This window comes from Streptomyces sp. NPDC036822, assembly GCF_055609145.1.
The window spans coordinates 198670-216211 of record NZ_JBVJPY010000003.1 but is presented as its reverse complement, the minus strand read 5'-3'; the positions used below and the strand labels follow the sequence as shown (position 1 = coordinate 216211).

General features: G+C 69.7%; 20 protein-coding genes. 10 read left to right on the top strand and 10 right to left on the bottom strand.

Features of this window, described 5'->3' with window-relative positions:
* The first annotated feature begins 33 nt into the window (after positions 1-33).
* Together rpsR and rplI are read left to right on the top strand one after the other, a co-directional pair.
* Complete coding sequence (gene rpsR / locus ACZ68P_RS08510) at positions 34-270, top strand: 30S ribosomal protein S18 (RefSeq protein WP_005315025.1); 237 nt, start codon at positions 34-36, stop codon at positions 268-270.
* Positions 271-288: 18 nt separating this feature from the next.
* Entirely contained in the window at positions 289-735 is a 447-nt protein-coding gene (gene rplI / locus ACZ68P_RS08505; RefSeq protein WP_158988579.1) for a 50S ribosomal protein L9, read from the top strand.
* 132 nt (positions 736-867) lie between these two features.
* Here rplI and ACZ68P_RS08500 read toward each other — a convergent pair whose 3' ends face one another.
* Positions 868-2205: an MATE family efflux transporter gene (locus ACZ68P_RS08500; protein WP_471004218.1), complete on the bottom strand. Its 1338-nt coding sequence runs from the start codon at positions 2203-2205 to the stop codon at positions 868-870.
* A 426-nt stretch (positions 2206-2631) separates the two neighbouring features.
* Here ACZ68P_RS08500 and dnaB point away from each other — a divergent pair, with 426 nt between their 5' ends.
* Complete coding sequence (gene dnaB, locus ACZ68P_RS08495; RefSeq protein ID WP_365713324.1) at positions 2632-4119, top strand: replicative DNA helicase; 1488 nt, start codon at positions 2632-2634, stop codon at positions 4117-4119.
* A gap of 121 nt (positions 4120-4240) precedes the next feature.
* A complete protein-coding gene (locus tag ACZ68P_RS08490) occupies positions 4241-5635 on the top strand; it encodes a serine hydrolase domain-containing protein (protein ID WP_471004216.1) in 1395 nt (464 codons plus the stop codon).
* A gap of 138 nt (positions 5636-5773) precedes the next feature.
* On the opposite strand, the gene ACZ68P_RS08485 is transcribed toward ACZ68P_RS08490, so the two are convergent.
* The 4 genes from ACZ68P_RS08485 to ACZ68P_RS08470 form a co-directional block, all read right to left on the bottom strand.
* On the bottom strand, positions 5774-6226 hold the full coding sequence (locus ACZ68P_RS08485; RefSeq protein ID WP_471004214.1) for a GNAT family N-acetyltransferase: 453 nt from the start codon (positions 6224-6226) through the stop codon (positions 5774-5776).
* Positions 6227-6286: 60 nt separating this feature from the next.
* Complete coding sequence (locus tag ACZ68P_RS08480; RefSeq protein WP_471004212.1) at positions 6287-6745, bottom strand: MarR family winged helix-turn-helix transcriptional regulator; 459 nt, start codon at positions 6743-6745, stop codon at positions 6287-6289.
* Between the two features lie 80 nt (positions 6746-6825).
* Positions 6826-7689 (bottom strand): GNAT family N-acetyltransferase, encoded by an 864-nt coding sequence (locus ACZ68P_RS08475; protein WP_471004210.1) that lies wholly within the window; start codon positions 7687-7689, stop codon positions 6826-6828.
* A 5-nt stretch (positions 7690-7694) separates the two neighbouring features.
* Positions 7695-8222 carry a DUF2269 domain-containing protein gene (locus ACZ68P_RS08470; RefSeq protein ID WP_471004208.1) on the bottom strand — a complete coding sequence of 176 codons (528 nt, stop codon included), beginning with the start codon at positions 8220-8222 and terminating at the stop codon, positions 7695-7697.
* Between the two features lie 77 nt (positions 8223-8299).
* On the opposite strand from ACZ68P_RS08470, the gene ACZ68P_RS08465 reads away from it, so the two are divergent.
* Together ACZ68P_RS08465 and ACZ68P_RS08460 are read left to right on the top strand one after the other, a co-directional pair.
* On the top strand, positions 8300-8956 hold the full coding sequence (locus tag ACZ68P_RS08465; protein WP_471004206.1) for an HAD family hydrolase: 657 nt from the start codon (positions 8300-8302) through the stop codon (positions 8954-8956).
* Positions 8957-9064: 108 nt separating this feature from the next.
* Positions 9065-10240 carry a globin domain-containing protein gene (locus tag ACZ68P_RS08460; protein WP_471004205.1) on the top strand — a complete coding sequence of 392 codons (1176 nt, stop codon included), beginning with the start codon at positions 9065-9067 and terminating at the stop codon, positions 10238-10240.
* A gap of 117 nt (positions 10241-10357) precedes the next feature.
* On the opposite strand, the gene ACZ68P_RS08455 is transcribed toward ACZ68P_RS08460, so the two are convergent.
* The 4 genes from ACZ68P_RS08455 to ACZ68P_RS08440 all read right to left on the bottom strand — a co-directional run bounded on the left by ACZ68P_RS08455 (position 10358) and on the right by ACZ68P_RS08440 (position 13679).
* Positions 10358-10837, bottom strand: a complete 480-nt coding sequence (locus tag ACZ68P_RS08455) for an NUDIX domain-containing protein (RefSeq protein WP_471004203.1) — start codon at positions 10835-10837, stop codon at positions 10358-10360.
* Positions 10838-10872: 35 nt separating this feature from the next.
* Complete coding sequence (locus ACZ68P_RS08450; protein ID WP_471004201.1) at positions 10873-11769, bottom strand: LysR family transcriptional regulator; 897 nt, start codon at positions 11767-11769, stop codon at positions 10873-10875.
* A 234-nt stretch (positions 11770-12003) separates the two neighbouring features.
* Positions 12004-13218, bottom strand: coding sequence for a cystathionine gamma-lyase (locus tag ACZ68P_RS08445; RefSeq protein ID WP_471004199.1), 1215 nt, complete (start codon positions 13216-13218; stop codon positions 12004-12006).
* Between the two features lie 83 nt (positions 13219-13301).
* Positions 13302-13679 (bottom strand): phage holin family protein, encoded by a 378-nt coding sequence (locus ACZ68P_RS08440; RefSeq protein WP_365713344.1) that lies wholly within the window; start codon positions 13677-13679, stop codon positions 13302-13304.
* 50 nt (positions 13680-13729) lie between these two features.
* Between ACZ68P_RS08440 and ACZ68P_RS08435 the strand changes: the two genes are divergently transcribed.
* From ACZ68P_RS08435 to ACZ68P_RS08420, 4 genes are all read left to right on the top strand, one after another.
* A complete protein-coding gene (locus ACZ68P_RS08435; RefSeq protein WP_365713346.1) occupies positions 13730-14047 on the top strand; it encodes a cupin domain-containing protein in 318 nt (105 codons plus the stop codon).
* Between the two features lie 131 nt (positions 14048-14178).
* Positions 14179-14397: a DUF5326 family protein gene (locus ACZ68P_RS08430; RefSeq protein WP_471004197.1), complete on the top strand. Its 219-nt coding sequence runs from the start codon at positions 14179-14181 to the stop codon at positions 14395-14397.
* 277 nt (positions 14398-14674) lie between these two features.
* Positions 14675-15445, top strand: coding sequence for an IclR family transcriptional regulator (locus ACZ68P_RS08425; RefSeq protein WP_365713350.1), 771 nt, complete (start codon positions 14675-14677; stop codon positions 15443-15445).
* Between the two features lie 138 nt (positions 15446-15583).
* Positions 15584-16018: an SsgA family sporulation/cell division regulator gene (locus ACZ68P_RS08420; RefSeq protein WP_471004897.1), complete on the top strand. Its 435-nt coding sequence runs from the start codon at positions 15584-15586 to the stop codon at positions 16016-16018.
* Between the two features lie 111 nt (positions 16019-16129).
* Here the strand turns inward: ACZ68P_RS08420 and ACZ68P_RS08415 are convergent, their stop codons facing one another.
* On the bottom strand, positions 16130-17464 hold the full coding sequence (locus tag ACZ68P_RS08415) for a YibE/F family protein (RefSeq protein WP_471004895.1): 1335 nt from the start codon (positions 17462-17464) through the stop codon (positions 16130-16132).
* Between the last annotated feature and the right edge of the window lie 78 nt (positions 17465-17542).

The following is a 17542-nucleotide window of genomic DNA, read 5'->3' as shown; positions in this document are numbered from 1 at the left end:
ATCCCCACTTCTTGATCACACAGGAGAAACACCATGGCGAAGCCGCCTGTGCGCAAGCCTAAGAAGAAGGTCTGCGCGTTCTGCAAGGACAAGACCGCGTACGTGGACTACAAGGACACGAACATGCTGCGGAAGTTCATTTCCGACCGCGGCAAGATCCGTGCCCGCCGCGTGACCGGCAACTGCACGCAGCACCAGCGTGACGTCGCCACGGCCGTCAAGAACAGCCGTGAGATGGCGCTGCTGCCCTACACGTCCACCGCGCGATAAGGGAAGGGTGACCGAAAAATGAAGATCATCCTCACCCACGAGGTCTCTGGCCTCGGTGCCGCCGGCGATGTCGTCGACGTCAAGGACGGTTACGCTCGCAACTACCTGGTCCCGCGTGGTTTCGCGATCCGCTGGACCAAGGGTGGCGAGAAGGACGTGGCGCAGATCCGCCGCGCCCGCAAGATCCACGAGATCGCGACCATCGAGCAGGCCAACGAGATCAAGGCCCGCCTCGAGGGCGTGAAGGTGCGTCTGGCCGTTCGCTCCGGCGACGCCGGCCGCCTCTTCGGCTCCGTGACCCCGGCCGACATCGCCACGGCGATCAAGTCCGCGGGTGGCCCCGACGTCGACAAGCGTCGCGTCGAGCTCGGCTCGCCGATCAAGACCCTGGGCTCGCACCAGGTGTCCGTGCGTCTGCACCCCGAGGTTGCCGCGAAGCTCGGCGTCGAGGTTGTCGCCGCGTAACGCTGCTCTCAGCAGTCTCAGCAGTACGGAAGGGCCGCTCCCCGAGGGGGCGGCCCTTCCGCTGTTTCACGTGAAACAGCGGACTCGCGTACGTGCGCCCGAGGTCCAGAGGCGAGGCGGTGCCGGTCTCCTTCAGCGGGTGGCGCCGGTGACGAGCCAGCGGCCGGAGCGGGAACGCACCCAGAGCGTCCCCATCCGCACCGTCATCATCAGGGTCATCGCCCACCAGAGCGCGGTCAGCCCGCCGCCGAGGGCGGGGATGAGGAGGGCGACCGGGGCGAACACCGCCAGGGTGAGCAGCATGGCCCAGGCGAGGTACGGCCCGTCCCCGGCACCCATCAGAACCCCGTCGAGGACGAAGACCACACCGGCGATCGGCTGGGAGACCGCGACCACCAGGAGGGCCGGGAGCAGGGTGTCCTGGACGGTGGTGTCACCGGTGAAGAGCGGGATGAACAGGGGGCGGGCGACCACGATGAGCGCTCCGAGGACCACACCGGAGGCGACGCCCCACTGCACCATGCGGCGACATACCTGCCGTGCGCCGGCCGCGTCGTCCGCTCCGAGGTAGCGGCCGATGATGGCCTGTCCGGCGATGGCGATGGCGTCCAGCGCGAACGCCATGAGGCTCCACAGGGACAGGATGATCTGGTGGGCGGCCACCTCCGCGTCGCCGAGCCGGGCCGCGACGGCGGTGGCGATCAGCAGCACCGCACGCAGGGAGAGCGTACGGACGAGGAGCGGTGCGCCTGCCTGGGCGCTGGCACGGATGCCGGCGGCGTCCGGGCGCAGGGAGGCGCCGTGGCGGCGGGCGCCGCGGACGACCACGACGAGGTAGGCGACGGCCATGCCGCACTGGGCGATCACGGTTCCCCAGGCGGACCCTGCGATGCCGAAGCCGGCGCCGTACACCAGGGCCACGTTCAGGACAGCGTTGGTGGCGAAGCCGGCGATGGCCACGTAGAGCGGCGTGCGGGTGTCCTGGAGGCCCCGCAGGATGCCGGTGGCGGCCAGGACGACCAGCATGGCGGGGATGCCGAGGCTGGAGATGCGGAGGTAGGTGACCGCGTAGGGCGTGGCCGTGTCGGAGGCGCCGAAGAGGTCGACCAGCCCGGGGGCGGTCGGGAGGGCGACGGCGACCACGGCGGCGCCCAGGAGGAGCGCGAGCCAGATGCCGTCCATTCCTTGGCGGATCGCCGCCTGGAGGTCGCCGGCTCCCACGCGGCGGGCGACGGCGGCCGTGGTGGCGTACGCGAGGAAGACGAAGACGCTCACAGCGGTGGAGAGCAGCGCGGCGGCGATGGCGAGACCGGCGAGCTGTGGAGTGCCCAAATGGCCGACAATGGCGCTGTCGACCATGAGGAAGAGGGGCTCGGCGACAAGCGCGCCGAAGGCCGGCACGGCCAGCGAGATGATCTCTCGGTCGTGGCGTCGGCGGGCGGCCTTGGTCGTCGCGGGGGCCTGGGTCATGCGCTCCAATCTAATCTTCCACAGGTAAGAGATGCAATGCCTCTTGGGTCCTTACGAATGAGGGCCGGAGGGCTCCAGGTGTGCGCCGTTTGTTCTGATCTTGATCCGTGGGGAAAAGTTTTTCTCCCCCACAGCCCGTGGATGAGAAAGCCGCAGGTCAGCCGGGCGCCGGGTAGTGGGCTATGAGTTTGTCCACATGACTGTCCCCCGGTCCGTGCACAGGTTCTGCGGGGTTCTCCACAGCATCTGGTCCTTCATCCACAGAGCCTGTGGATAACCAGATTGGCTGACGCTGCCCGCGGGCCTACCGTGGTCCGGCGCCCGACCCGCCTGAAGCGGAGTCAACGCCTCTTGGTTGTCCGAGCCGTGGCGTAAGAAAGAGTGGCACGGATAGGTCCGCCGGAGCGGACGGGAGGAGGTGGCTTGGTGAGCATTCCCGAGCCCTTGGACGACCCCTGGACGGACAGCGGGCCCAGCGACCGGCTGCCCGTCGCCCGTCCCCGCGGCGAGGGCCGCGGGCGGGGAAGGGGCCGTGACGACCAGCACGACCGCGGCAGTGACGGCGGTCCCTGGGACAGCGGTCTCTCCGGCTTCGAGCGGGTCCCCCCGCAGGACCTCGACGCCGAGCAGTCCGTCCTCGGCGGCATGCTCCTCTCCAAGGACGCCATCGCCGACGTCGTGGAGATCATCAAGGGCCACGACTTCTACAAGCCCGCCCACGAGACGGTGTACGCCGCGATCCTCGACCTGTACGCCAAGGGCGAGCCGGCCGACCCGATCACGGTCGGTGCCGAACTCACGAAGCGGGGCGAGATCACCCGTGTCGGCGGTGCCTCGTATCTGCACACGCTCGTCCAGTCGGTGCCGACCGCCGCGAACGCCGCCTACTACGCGGAGATCGTCCACGAGCGGGCCGTGCTCAGGCGCCTCGTCGAGGCCGGTACCAAGATCACGCAGATGGGTTACGCCGCCGACGGCGACGTCGACGAGATCGTGAACTCCGCCCAGGCGGAGATCTACGCGGTCACCGAGCAGCGCACCACCGAGGACTACCTGCCGCTCGGCGACATCATGGAAGGCGCGCTCGACGAGATCGAGGCGATCGGCTCCCGCAGCGGTGAGATGACCGGCGTACCGACCGGCTTCACCGATCTCGACCAGCTCACCAACGGTCTGCACCCCGGACAGATGATCATCATCGCGGCCCGCCCCGCGATGGGTAAGTCGACCCTCGCCCTGGACTTCGCCCGGGCCTGTTCCATCAAGCACAACCTGCCCAGCGTCATCTTCTCCCTCGAAATGGGGCGGAACGAGATCGCGATGCGTCTGCTCTCGGCAGAGGCGCGCGTCGCGCTGCACCACATGCGCTCGGGCACGATGACCGACGAGGACTGGACGCGTCTGGCCCGCCGGATGCCCGACGTCTCGCAGGCTCCGCTCTACATCGACGACTCCCCGAACCTGTCGATGATGGAGATCCGCGCCAAGTGCCGCCGACTCAAGCAGCGGGCCGGCCTCAAGCTCGTGGTCATCGACTATCTGCAGCTCATGCAGTCAGGCGGGTCCAAGCGGTCCGAGAGCCGGCAGCAGGAGGTCTCGGACATGTCGCGAAACCTGAAGCTCCTGGCCAAGGAGCTGGAGCTGCCGGTCATCGCGCTCTCGCAGCTGAACCGTGGCCCCGAGCAGCGCACCGACAAGAAGCCGATGGTGTCCGACCTCCGTGAGTCCGGCTCCATCGAGCAGGACGCCGACATGGTGATCCTGCTGCACCGTGAGGACGCGTACGAGAAGGAGTCTCCTCGCGCGGGCGAGGCGGACATCATCGTGGGCAAGCACCGTAACGGTCCGACGGCGACGATCACCGTCGCCTTCCAGGGCCACTACTCCCGCTTCGTGGACATGGCTCAGACCTGACCCGACCCGGCCGGGACCCGAGCGGGCCCGGTCCGGCAGTGCGCCTCCCGGCCGGGTGGGCGCGGCGCACCGGACGGGAAATGTGGTCGACTCGGTGCGCCGGGGAGCGTTGGATCTCCCCATGACGTCATCCTTCGAAGCGCTGCTTCCCACCACCGCACGAGCCCTCGCCCACCGGGTGGCGGTCGCCCAGGCCGATGGGCGTGCGCCCTCCTTCGTCGGGGCGGTCGCCAGGGAGGGGGAGATGGTCTGGAGCGGATCGCGCAGTTGTGTCGACGGGCACGCCCCGGACGCCGACACCCAGTACCGCATCGGCTCCCTCACCAAGGTGTTCACCGCCGTCCTGGTCATGCGGCTTCGCGACGAAGGGCTCTTGGACCTGGACGATCCGCTTGAGAAGCACCTCACGGGAGCGGAACTGGCCGGCGGGGTCGGTGCGGTGACGATCGCTCAGCTGCTCGGCCACACCGCCGGACTGGGGGCCGAGACGCCTGCGCCGTGGTGGGAGCGTACGCCCGGGACTGTGCGCCCCGAGTTGGCCGACGTCCTCGGCGCGCAGCCCTTCGCCCATCCTGTCGGGCGACGCCATCACTACTCCAACCCGGGTTACACACTGCTGGGTTCGCTGGTCGAGGCGGTCAGGGGAGTGTCCTGGGAGGAGGCCCTGCGGGGCGAGATCCTGGAGCCGCTGGGGCTGAGCCGGACGACTGCCCAGCCGGTCGCTCCGCACGCAGGCGGGTGGGCGGTGCACCCGTGGGCGGATGTGATGCTCCCGGAGCCGTCCGAGGACCTGGGGCTCATGGCACCGGCCGGGCAGCTCTGGTCGACGGCCGAGGATCTCTGCCGTTTCGCCGGATTCCTCGCGCGTGGCGACGACCGGGTGCTGAGTGCCGCTTCCGTCGAGGAGATGCGGACGCCGGCGGTACCGCCCGCGGCCGGTGACTGGGAGGGCGGTTACGGCCTCGGCGTGCAACTGGTGCGCAGGGACGGTCGGACGCTGATCGGGCACACCGGCTCACTGCCGGGCTTCGTCGCCTGCCTCTGGGCGAGTGTGGAGGACGGAGTGGCGGCGGTCGCGCTCGCCAATGCCACCTCAGGCCCGCTGACGGCGGCTGTCGCCGCGGATCTCGTCAGGATCGTGGCGGAGGCCGAGCCGAGGTTCCCCGAGCCGTGGCGGCCCCTTCCCGAGGCGGAGGTCGACCGGGAGCTGCTGGAGCTGACCGGGCCCTGGTACTGGGGGACGTACGCGTACGGGCTCCGGCTGGGCGCGGAGCGGGGGATGGTCCTGGAGCCGCTGCGCGGTCCCGGACGGCGGGCGCGGTTCCGCCCGCTGCCCGAGGGCGGATGGATCGGCCTGGACGGCTACTACGCGGGGGAGACGCTGCGGGTCGTGCGGCGCGCGGACGGCTCGGTGAGCCACCTCGACCTGGCGTCCTTCGTCTTCACCCGCGAGCCGTACGAGCAGGGGGACGCGGTGCCCGGTGGAGTGGACGAAGCGGGGTGGCGCGGCCTCTGAAGTCGTCGCGTAGGAGCGCTCCGACGAGGCCTCTGAGGTCGTCGCGTAGGAGCGCCCCGGCGACGTTTCACGTGAAACGGGGCGCTGAGGCCCTCCGAGGACCGAGATGCCTCCTCTCGGCATCCCGCGCGGCGAGCTTCAGAGGTTCATCTTGAAGCCCAGGTGAGAGGCCTCGAAGCCGAGCCGCTCGTAGAAGCGGTGGGCGTCTGTGCGTGTGGCATCGGAGGTCAGCTGCACCAGGTGGCATTCCTGGCGACGGGACTCCTCGACGGCCCATGCGATGAGCTGCGATCCGAGGCCGCTGCCGCGCTCGTCGGAGTGGACGCGAACGCCCTCGATGATCGACCGGGTCGCCCCTTTACGGGAGAGCCCCGGGATGATCGTGAGCTGGAGCGTGCCGATGGTCTTCCCGTCGCGCACGGCCACGACGAGACGCTGATGAGGGTCTCGGACCACGCGCTCGAAGGCCGCGCGGTAGGGAGTGAGGTCATCCGGGGATTCACGCTCGGCGCCCAGCGGGTCGTCGGCGAGCATCTCGACGATGGCGGGGATGTCTTCGGCGGTGGCGGGCCGTATCTCAAGATCGCTCATGGGCCGCAGGCTACGCCCCGCACGTGCCATGCATCGGGATCGGCTCCGCTTCGGCCCTCGCTAGGCGGGGACGCTCAGGCCCTCGACGACGCGGACCAGCGGGGCCAGCTCGGGGTTCTGGGCCGCCTGGTCGAGAGCCTCGCGCAGAGCGCGGTCATTCGTGGGCCGGGCCTCTTCGAGGAGCTTCAGGCCGGCTTCGGTGACGTCCGTGTAGATGCCTCGCCGGTCGGTGGCGCAGAGGTACCGGGTAAGCAATCCGCGGTCCTCCAGGCGGGTCACCAGTCGGGTGGTGGCGCTCTGGCTGAGGACGACGGCGTCGGCGACCTGCTTCATCTGGAGATGGCCCCCGGGACCGCTGTGCTGGCGGCTGAGGACATCGAGGAGGGAGTACTCGCGCACGCTCAGGCTGTGCTTGGCCTCCAGCTCCCTCTCGATGTGCGACTCGATCCTGCCGTGGAGCAGGGAGAGGGCGCACCAGCCCTGGGAGAGGGCGGTGAGGGCGGGGTCGGTCGCGGTCATGGTCTCTCTCCTCGGTCCCTGAGCGGCTTGTTTCAGGGTAGACGATGAGTGCAAAAGCCCGCGTTTGCAAGCAGTGCGGTCTATCCGGCCGCCACCGTCAGCGGGGCGAAGCGTCGGCTCCAGTCGCCCGGAAGCTCGGGCAGGGAGCGTGTCATCACGGCGTTGAAGGCGATCGGTTCGAGCCCGTTCGCCTTTACCCAGCGCAGAAGGGACGCGTGGCGTACGTCGATGTCCGTGCGGAGGGGGCGATCCGTGGCGGCGGCGAGGGAGACGATGAGGGACTGGGCGGTAGCGGTGTCGCGGGCGATCAGAGGACCGATGACATGGGTGTCCATGTTGGGCCAGGCTGCGGCGAAACCGGTGATCTCGCCGGCCGTCTCGGCGACCCGGAGGTGGTCCGCGAAGGCAGGGAGGCGGGTGATCATGTGGGTGCGGTCGAGCCCGAAGATCTGGGCATCCAGACGCAGGACTGCTTGGAGGTCCTCCGCGGTGGCCGGACGGGTCGGAACCGGAGCGGCCGGCTCGTTGAGGGTGAAGCGGCCGCGGACCATCTCCGCGCGGCCCGTGACGGCGAACCCCAGCCCTTCGTAGAGCGGTCGGCCGTTCGGAGTGGCGTGGAGGGTGACCGGGGTGTCTCCGAGCTCGGCCAGCACATGCTGCATCAACCGGCGCCCTATGCCCTGTCGGGCGTAACGCTCGGCGACCAGCACCATGCCGATGGCGGAGAGGTCCGAGCCGTACGAGGTCACCACGCAAGCCGTGACGAGTCCCTTGCCGCTCGGGTCGTCGATGCCGTACCCCGTCCCGGCGGCGAGCAGCAGGCCCCACTTGTGCTCCTCGCGCGGCCAGCCCCGGTCCTCCGAGAGATCGGCGCAGGCGAAGAGGTCGCCCGAGGTGAGACGCCGGATGGGGAGCTGATCGAGCGGGGGGAGCGATGTGGGCATGACGCTCAGGCTGTCCGACGTGGTGATCGTTCGTCCACCGTTTTACGAGAAGTGGCCGATACCCGCAGACGGCGGCCGCGTCGGGTCGGCCCGAACGGCTTGAGGACCGAGATCGCCGTCATGAAGAGGTAGGCCGCCGTCGATACCGTGGGCGCGGCCACCAGGCTGACGTCGGGGGTTCCGGCGGCGGCTGCGTGCTCGATCTCGGGCCGCAGTGCGAAGACGGTCGCGGCTGCCGTCACCAGGGTCATCCAGAACTTGATCCAGACCCAGCGGTGGCGGGCCAGCCCCCAGGGTGTGCCCAGGGACAGCACCAGGCCGCTGACCAACGTGCCGAGCGCGACGGGCGCCAGCAGGCAGTTCGCGAACACGTTCATCGCGCGGTAGGCCGCGTGGGTCAGCGAGGGGTCGCCGGTCGTGTAAGCGGTGATGCCGAGCGTCAACAACCCCACGCTGAGCCCGAGCCAGCTCACCGAGACGGCGACGTGGATGACGAGGAGGGCCCGCCGGGCGGGACGCTGGAGATGTTTCACGTGAAACACCGTGCCGGTCGACCCGTGCACTCCGCGTCTGACAGCGGGAGTAACCGCACGTACTAGCCTCGGCGTACATGACGACACCTTCGGGCAACGGACGCAGGCTGCACCTCTTCGATCTCGACGGCACCCTGATCCGTGGCTCGGCGGCCGCCGTGGAAATCTCGCGGCAGCTCGGCCTGAGCAAGGAGATCGCCGCCCTGGAGGAGGATTTCCTGCTGCGCGGGATGACACCCGACGAGTTCGCGGTGCAGGCTCGTGCACTGTGGTCCGAGCTCACGACGGAACAGGTCACGGCGGCCTTCGAGGGGGCGCCCTGGCTGAGCGGCATCCGTGAGGTCTGGGCGGACATCCGGGCCCAGGGGGACCGCTGCGCGGTCATCTCGCTCTCACCGGACTTCTTCGTCGAGCGGTTGCTGGACTGGGGGGCCGACGCCACCCATGGCTCCCGCTGGCCTACGGTCCCCTTCACTCGACCGATCCACCGCCCGGGGATTCTCAACGCCCAGGCGAAGGTGGACATCGCCCACCGGCTGTGCGCGGAGTTCGGTGTGCCTCTCGAGGACTGCGTCGCCTACGGCGACTCCATGTCCGACGCGGCACTCTTCGCGGTGGTGCCCGAGACGGTGGCGGTGAACGCGGACCGCCATCTGGCCGACCTCTCCCGGCACAGCTACACGGGAGCCGATCTGCGGGAGGCGTACGCCTTGGTGCGAAAGGGCGCAGCCTAACCGGATTCCCGGTGTGCATGACCGGGAATCCCACTCTCGGTCCGCGCCGGTGGTGGGCGCTGCCATGCTGCGGCGACAACAGCCGGCCGGGCGAGGGCGAGGCACACGATGGACGCTGCGACCACCACCAGAGGCACGGACGAGGGCACACGCCTCCGAATACCGTCGGAGCCCTCTCCCGACGCCCGTCTCGTCCGTCGCACGCTGGCCGAGATCGCCCTGGTCGCGGACAAGGTGACCTCGTACTTCTACGCCCTTCTCTTCGTCCGGCACCCCGAGCTGCGGGCGATGTTCCCCCCGGCCATGGACACCCAGCGCGATCGCCTTCTCAAGGCCCTGCTGACGGCGGCCGAGCACCTGGACAACGCGGCCGTCCTCACCGACTACCTCCAGAACCTGGGCCGAGGCCACCGGAAGTACGGGACGCAGGCCGCCCACTACCCGGCCGTCGGCGAGGCTCTCATCGGAGCGCTGATCCAGTACGCCACCACGACCTGGGACGAGGAGACCGAGGCCGCGTGGGTCCGGACGTACACCACGATCTCGCAGATCATGATCGACGCGGCGGCCGAGGACGAGCGGCAGGCGCCGTCCTGCTGGCGTGCCGAGGTCGTCTCGCACGATCTCAGGACCCCCGACGTCGCGGTGATCACCTTGCGGCCCGACCAGCCGTATCCCTTCCTCGCCGGCCAGTACACGACTCTGGAGACTCCCTGGTGGCCGCGTGTCTGGCGGCACTACTCCTTGGCCTCGGCTCCTCGTCCCGACGGGCTCCTCTCGCTCCACGTCAAGGCGGTGCCGGCCGGCTGGGTCTCGCAGGCCCTGGTGCACCACGCGCGCCCCGGCGACGCGCTACGGCTCGGGCCGTCCGCCGGGTCCATGACGGTCGACCACTCCACCGACAGCGGCCTGCTCTGCCTGGGTGGCGGAACGGGGATCGCCCCCATCAAGGCGCTGGTGGAGGACGTCGCCGAGCACGGGGACCGGCGCCCCGTAGAGGTCTTCTACGGGGCGCGCAGCGGCCACGACCTCTACGACATCGACACGATGATGCGACTCCAGCGGACGTTCCCGTGGCTGTCGGTGCGGGCGATGACCGAGGACCAGGGCCGTCTGCCGGAGGCCGTGGGGCGGTACGGGCCGTGGAACGAGTACGACGCGTATCTCTCGGGCCCGCTCGGCATGATCCGCAGCGGGGTGCACGCCCTCAGGGGAGCGGGCATTCCCGCCGAGCGGATCCGGCACGATGCGCTGGAGGACCTCGTCACGGTGACGCACCCCTGACCCAGGATCGGCGACGGGCCCAGGCGGCGCCCCTGGACCCTGACCCAGGTCCGACGGAGCGGTCCCTGACGGCGCCCGTCAGCCCAGGTCCGACGGAGCCGTCCCGGGCGGCGCCCGTCAGCCCAGGTCAGGAGCGTGCATCGCCCGGACCCCCTCGATGTTGCCGTCGAGATAGTGCCGGAGCGAGAGCGGTACGAGGTGAACGGCGGCGATGCCGACCCGGGTGAACGGCACCCGGACGATCTCGTATTCGCCGCACGGCTCCTCGATCTCGGGACCGTGGCGCAGGGAGGGATCCATCGACTCCAGGCGGCAGACGAAGAAGTGCTGGACCTTCACTCCGGAGACGCCGCCGTCGACGATGTGCTCGACGGTGTCGACGAAGCAGGGGACAACATCGGTGATCTTGGCGCCGAGTTCCTCGTCCACCTCGCGGTGCAGGGCCTCGACGACGGTGGTGTCCGACGGCTCGACCCCGCCACCAGGCGTCACCCAGTAGGGGTCCACCCCGGGCTTCGTGCGCTTGATGAGGATGAGGTCGTTTCCGTCGAGCAGGATGGCGCGTGCGGTGCGCTTGACCACGGGACGTTCGGTCATGGGAAGAAAATGGCCCGCCACAGCTGTCCTGAAACTCACCAGCCCCCGGCGGCTCTCAGGAGCCACTCGTGCGCCCGCGCGATCGGGGGCAGGGCGAGGGTGCCGGTGCGGACGACCAGGAAGTAGGTCCGCAGGGGTGGCACCGGCGGATCGAGCAGCGCCACCAGCCGACCACGCGTCAGGGCGTCCTCGCACAGATAGCGGGGCAGCACCGCCAGCCCGGCGCCGGCGGCAGCGGATTCCAGGACGGCCCGCAGGTCGGGCGCTATGACGGTGGCGGTCGTCGCCGGCTTGCTCTCGAAGACGGCGGCCCAGTAACGGGAGACGAACGGCAGCGATTCGTGGACCTCCACCACCGGCAGCTGCTCCAGGACCACCGCGCCCTTCCGCAGCAGTGTCTCCGGGGAGAGCCGGCCAGCCCAGCGCGGCGCGGCGACCAGGACGTGCTCCTCGTCGCAGAGCGGTGTGGCGGTGAGAAGCCCACCTCGCGGGCGGGCGGTGGCGATGGCCAGGTCGTGGTGTCCGGCGGCGAGTCCTTCGAGAACGTCCTCGGCGTTGTCGAGGAAGGAGGCACGGACCGCGAGGCCCTGGGAGACGAGTGGCGTGAGGGCCGGCAGGGCACGCGTCGAGGTGAATTCCGGCGGCCCGGCGAGATGCAGGGTCCGGACCCCGTTCTCCTCGTCGAGACCGGCCTCGACGATCTCCACGAGGGCGTCCAGGTGCGGGGCCGCCCGGTGGGCGAGCTCGTCCCCGATGGTGGTGGGGGTGACTCCGCGGGCCTGGCGCAGGAAGAGCGGGCGCCCCAGCTGCCGCTCCAGGGTGCGGATCTGACTGGTGACGGCCGGCTGGGAGAGCCCCAGGAGCGCCGCGGCGCGGGTGAAGGAGCCGGCCCGGTGCACCGTGACGAATGTGCGCAGTAGGGCCAGATCCATGTCAGCCCTCTCCCGGCCGGTGGCCGTTCGACTCGCCGTCGTGGTCAGGCGTCGGCTGATGGCGCCTCAGGACGGTCCAACTATAAATATGTCGATAGGTCTCTGTCGCTCCCGTGATTGGACACTGACGCTGAGTCAACTAGCCTTGTTCAGGCGGGATCTCCGCGCGTGGAACCGAGGTGTTCCGAGCCACGAGGGGGGAGGCTCGGAGCACCTCGTTCCGTACCGGGAGGGTCAGACCGCGTCCTTGCCCGCCAGGTCGAGAGCGCGCAGGACGTCCGCGATCAGGTCCTCCGGGTCCTCGGCGCCGACGGAGAAGCGGACGAAGCCCTCCGGGACGGCGTCGCCGCCCCACCTGCCCCGCCGTTCGGCGGTCGAGCGCACCCCGCCGAAGCTGGTGGCGTCGTCCACCAGGCGCAGTTCGTCGAGGAACCGGTCGGCGTGCTCCCGGTCGGACAGGACGAAGGACACCACGGAGCCGAAGCGCCGCATCTGCGAGGCCGCCACCGCGTGCGAGGGGTCGTCGGGCAGCCCGGGGTAGCGCAGCCCGCTCACGTCACCGCGACGGCTCAGTGCCTGCGCGAGGGCGAGGGCCGAGGAGCACTGCCGGTCGAGGCGCAGCTGGAGCGTGGCCAGAGAGCGGTGGGCGAGCCAGGCCTCCATGGGCCCGGGGATGGCTCCCACGATCTTGCGCCAGCGCCGTACCTCCGCGGCCCGGTGAGGATCACGGCAGCTGACGTGCCCGAGCAGGATGTCCCCGTGCCCCGTCATCCCCTTGGTGTCGCTGGCGACGGAGAAGTCCGCCCCGAGTTCCAGGGGGCGCTGTCCGAGGGGGGTGGCCAGGGTGTTGTCGACGGCGACCAGCGCTCCGGCCTCATGGGCGGCGCGGGTCAGACGACGGATGTCACAGACGTCGAGTCCGGGGTTGGAAGGGGTCTCGATCCACAGCAGCCGTGCCCCGTCCAGGACGGAGAGCTGGGCGTCGCCGCCGGTGGGGGCGGTGCGGACCTCGATGCCGTACGCCCTCAGCTGCTCATGCAGGAGGGGAAGCGCCTGGTAGCCGTCGTCCGGCATGACGACCGTGTCGCCGGCCTTGAGCTGGGAGAACAGCACGGCGGAGATGGCGGCCATGCCGGAGGCGAAGACCAGCGTCTCGACGTCCGGCTCCCCCGGCGCCTCCAGGTCGCCGATGGCGCGCTCCAGATGGGTCCAGGTCGGGTTCTCGTCCCGCCCGTAGGTGTAGGGGCCGGTCGGATCGCCCGGCAGGTGGAAGTGCGCCGCGAAGACCGGGCCCGGCAGGGTCGGTTCGTACTTCACGGGATCGGGAAGCCCCGCTCGTACCGCCCGGGTTCCGTCACCCGTCCCGATGTCCCGTGCGCCGGTGTCCCTGACCCCGTGCGCCGCGCCGTTCACGTCGCCGTTCGCGCCGCCGTTCGTCCCGCTGTTCATGCCGGCTGTTCCTCCGCCTCTCGCCTCCGGCGGAGAGCTGTCCTCGCTCGCCGCCTCACCATGGTCCGCCATCGCTCCCGCGCTCAGTCCCCGTCGGGCAGCACGACGTTGAGCGCCCAGGAGACGACGGAGATGATCAGTCCGCCGAGGACGGCGGTCCAGAAGCCCTCGACGTGGAAGCTGAGGTCGAGCACATCGGCGAGCCAGGAGGTCAGCAGCAGCATCAGGGCGTTGACCACCAGGGTGATCAGGCCGAGCGTGAGGATGAACAGCGGAAGCGTGAGCAGCTTCACGACCGGCTTGACCAAGAAGTTCACCAGTCCGAAGACCAGGGCGACGAGGATGAGCGTCAGGGCCTTCTTACCGGTGCTGTCACCGGTCAGGGTGATGTCCTGGAGGAGCCAGATGGCCACTCCCAGGGCGCCCGCGTTGGCGAGCGTCTTGACTACGAAATTCTTCATGTGTCTGATCGTGGCAGACATGATCGGGCCAAGGCAGGGGCGGACGGACGATGAAGGCATTCCGGCTGGACGAACTGGAGGCGGAGCGCGCCGCACATGACGGCGCGTACCTCCAGTTCCTGCGCGAGCGGAACATGTCGGTCGGTCTGTACGCACTGGACGCGGGCGCGCTCGACCCGCAGCAGCCGCACGGGCAGGACGAGGTGTACTTCGTCGTCAGCGGCCGGGCCTCGATCACGGTCGGGCTGGAGACGACGCAGGTGGCCCGGGGCAGCGTGGTCTACGTGCCCGCCGGGGTGGCCCACAAGTTCCACCACATCACGGAGGACCTGAGGGTCATGGTGGTCTTCTCGCCGCCGGAGGGCTGAGTTCCCCTAGGGGGCGGATCAGGGGAGAGCGGGGGCTGCGGAAGCCCCGCGAGCACCCCTGCCGCCCCTAGCATCGGAAGCGTCCGGTGCAGAGTGCGCGGAACGGACTTTTCGGAGATGGGGTAAGGACAATGGCCGTACGGGAGATTCTCGCGGGGATGCCCTGGTGGGTGAAGTGGGTGGCTATACCCGTCATCGCGCTGTTCGTCTTCGGCGGTCTGATCACCAGCATCGCGGTGGTCGTCATCGGTCTGCTCTTCAAGGTGCTGGTCTTCGTCGCCCTGGTCGCCGGACTGGTGTACGTGGTGCGGAAGTTCATGTCGTCCTCGACCTCACGCGAGGACTGGTAGCACAAGCTACCCACGGGTTCGAACCGGCCCTCGGGCATTAGCCCGGCCGAGGGAACCCCCTGGTTGAAACCGCGACGGTGCCCGAAGGCTGCTATTAGAGTGGAATTCCTCTGCCGCCCCGGGAAAACAGGCGTAGGCCTCCAGTTGTGACCAGCGAGTTCTCTGTCCCGGACGGGTCCGCCAGCGGGCCCTGCCGGATCCCGGGCCGCGGCGGGCGCGCGGGGGCGGCCCCCGCGGGCGGGTGCAGCGTGCCCGTCGACTCGCCTGGGGGTGACCTTTGGCCACGGCTTCGCAGACCGCTGTTCCTACCCTGATCGGCTCGGTGCAGCGGGCGCTGAGACTTCTGGAGGCCGTCGGCTCCCACGAGGACGGGGCGCCCGCCAAACAGCTCGCGCGCGAGGCGGGGCTCCCGCTTCCCACCGCGTACCACCTGCTCCGCACCCTGACGCACGAGGGTTATCTGCGCCGCGAGAAGGGTGTGTTCGTCTTCGGTGACGCCGCCGGCCGCCTGGCCGGCGGCGGAGTTCTGCAGAATCGTCGCACCAAGATCGAAGACTCTCTCGCGCACTGGCGCGACGAGATCGGCGTCCCGGTCTACTTCGCCGTCTACCGCGAAGGGGAGATCGAACTGGTCGCCGTGGCCGACACTCCCACGGCCCCCGCCGTGGCGGAGTGGGCCGACTTCCGGGAGACCGGACACGCTCATGCGATCGGACAGTGCCTGCTCAGCCAACTCGATCTGAAAAGTCGTCAAGACCACCTTCTGCGCCACCCGGTGGAAACCATCACTCCGTATACGGTGCGTAACGACCGGGTGCTTTTGGAGCGTTTGGGCGGTATGGGGCGAATGGAACCCCTCGTGGAGCGTCAGGAATATGCGCTCGGCACGGTCTGTGCCGCCATCCCCATCACGGCGGGCTCGACGGCGGCCGCAATGGCCATTTCTCTCCCCCTCCACCAGGAAGAACGGTTGCTGCCCGCAGTCGATCGACTACGCAACGAGATCGGAAGGCTCTTCAGTTCCTTTGCGTTCTCTATCAGTATCTGAAAAATCACTCCTTGTGATCTGCTAGCGCGTGCAGCACGATGGCGTCAAGAGGGCCATGGGGGATCATTCCTGGCCGTTTTGCTCACAACTTTCAGCAGCTGTCTCTACCCAACTGCTTCATCTACTGCGGGGTACATGATGCGAGAGTCGGTTCAGGCCGAAGTCCTGATGAGCTTCCTCGTCTCCGAGGAGCTCTCCTTCAGAATCCCGGTGGAACTGCGCTACGAGACCCGGGATCCCTATGCGGTGCGGATGACCTTCCACCTTCCCGGGGACGCCCCTGTGACCTGGGCATTCGGACGGGAGCTGCTGCTTGACGGCATCAACAGCCCCAGCGGGGACGGCGATGTCCGCATCGCGCCGACCGGTCCCGAGGCGCTGTCGGACGTCAGCATCCGGCTCCAGGTCGGGGGCGACCGCGCCCTGTTCCGCGCCAGCGCTCCGCCGCTGGTCGCCTTCCTCGACCGCACGGACAAGCTCGTCCCCCTCGGTCAGGAACGCTCCCTCGGTGACTTCGAGGACAACCTCGAGGCGGCACTCGGCCGGATTCTCGCGGAGGAGAACGCCGGCTGAGACGGAACGGCGGCGTCCGGGGCCCCGCTCCGAAAGGCGGCCGCCTCACGCTCGGTCACCCCGCGATCGGTTCGTCGCGGCCCCGGGCCCCCGGCCGGTCCGTTCTCCGGGTCACTTCGCCCGGCGGCGGCGACCACCCTTGGCCGGTCGCCCCGCCGGCGCGCCAGGTGCGCCCGGCGAGCCCGGCACGCCCGGGCGGTCGGCGGAGACCACCAGCGCCGCGAGGGCGGTGGTCAGCGGCACCGACGCGACCAGGCCGATCGATCCCACCAGCGTCCGGACGATCTCCACGGCGACCAACTCGCTGTTGGCCACGGTCCCCACGCTGCTCTGGGCGATGGAGAACAGCAGCAGCAGGGGCAGCGCCGCACCGGCGTACGCGAGCACCAGCGTGTTCACCACCGAGGCGATGTGGTCCCGGCCGATCCGGATACCGGCCCGGTACAGCGCGCGCGGACCCATGCGCGGATCCGCCTGGTGGAGCTCCCACACCGCCGACGTCTGGGTCACCGTCACGTCGTCGAGCACGCCGAGCGAACCGATGATGACGCCGGCGAGCAGCAGACCCGACATGTCGATGTCCGGGTAGAGCCCGTGGATCAGACCGGTGTTGTCGTCCGTGTTGCCGGAGAGCGAGGCCCAGCCGATGAAGAGCGAGCCCAGCAGCCCGATCAGCAGCAGGGAGATGAGGGTGCCGAGCACCGCGACCGAGGTGCGGGCCGAGAGACCGTGGCACATGTAGAGCGCGATGAGCATGATCGCGCTCGCGCCGACCACGGCCACCACCAGCGGGTTCGAGCCCTGCAGGATCGCCGGCAGGATGAAGAGGGTCAGCACCATGAAGCTCACGGCGAGCGCGATCAGGGCCATCAGCCCGCGCAGCCGGCCCACGAGCACGACCGCCAGCGCGAAGATGCCGGCGAGCAGCATCATCGGGAACTTGCGGTCCACATCGGTCACCGAATACTGCAGGTCACGCGGGGCGTCAGGGGCGTACGCCACGATCACGCCCTGTCCCTCGCTGAGTTGCCGGGGCGCGTCCGGCTGCACGATCTCGACGAAGGTGCGTCCCCGGTCGGCGCCGCTGGTGACCTCGATCGTGGCCTTCGCGCACTGCCCCTGCTGGGCGTTGACCGCCTCGCGCCCCTGCGGGGTGGAGGTGTCACCGGTCGGCGGCACCTGAGCGGCGTTCACGTCCTTGCAGTCGACGCGCTCGACCGAGACGACCTTGCCCTGCTCGGTCTGCCGGTCGAAGCCGACGCCAGTGCGCTCGTGCGCAGGGGCCCCGCCGGGCCACAGGACGGCGAGCCCGACGACGACGGCGGTGGCGAACGGGATCAGGACGGCGGCGATGACCTTGCGCAGGTGCCGGGAGACGGGCGCGGCGGGTCCATGGGCGTGCGCATGCGCATGGGCGTGTCCGGCAGCGTCGTGCCCGGGCTCCACGAGCCCGCGTTCCGCGTGCCCGTGCCTGCCGCGGCCGTCGCTCCGCCCATCACCGGCGCCGCCGTTTCCGTCGCCGTT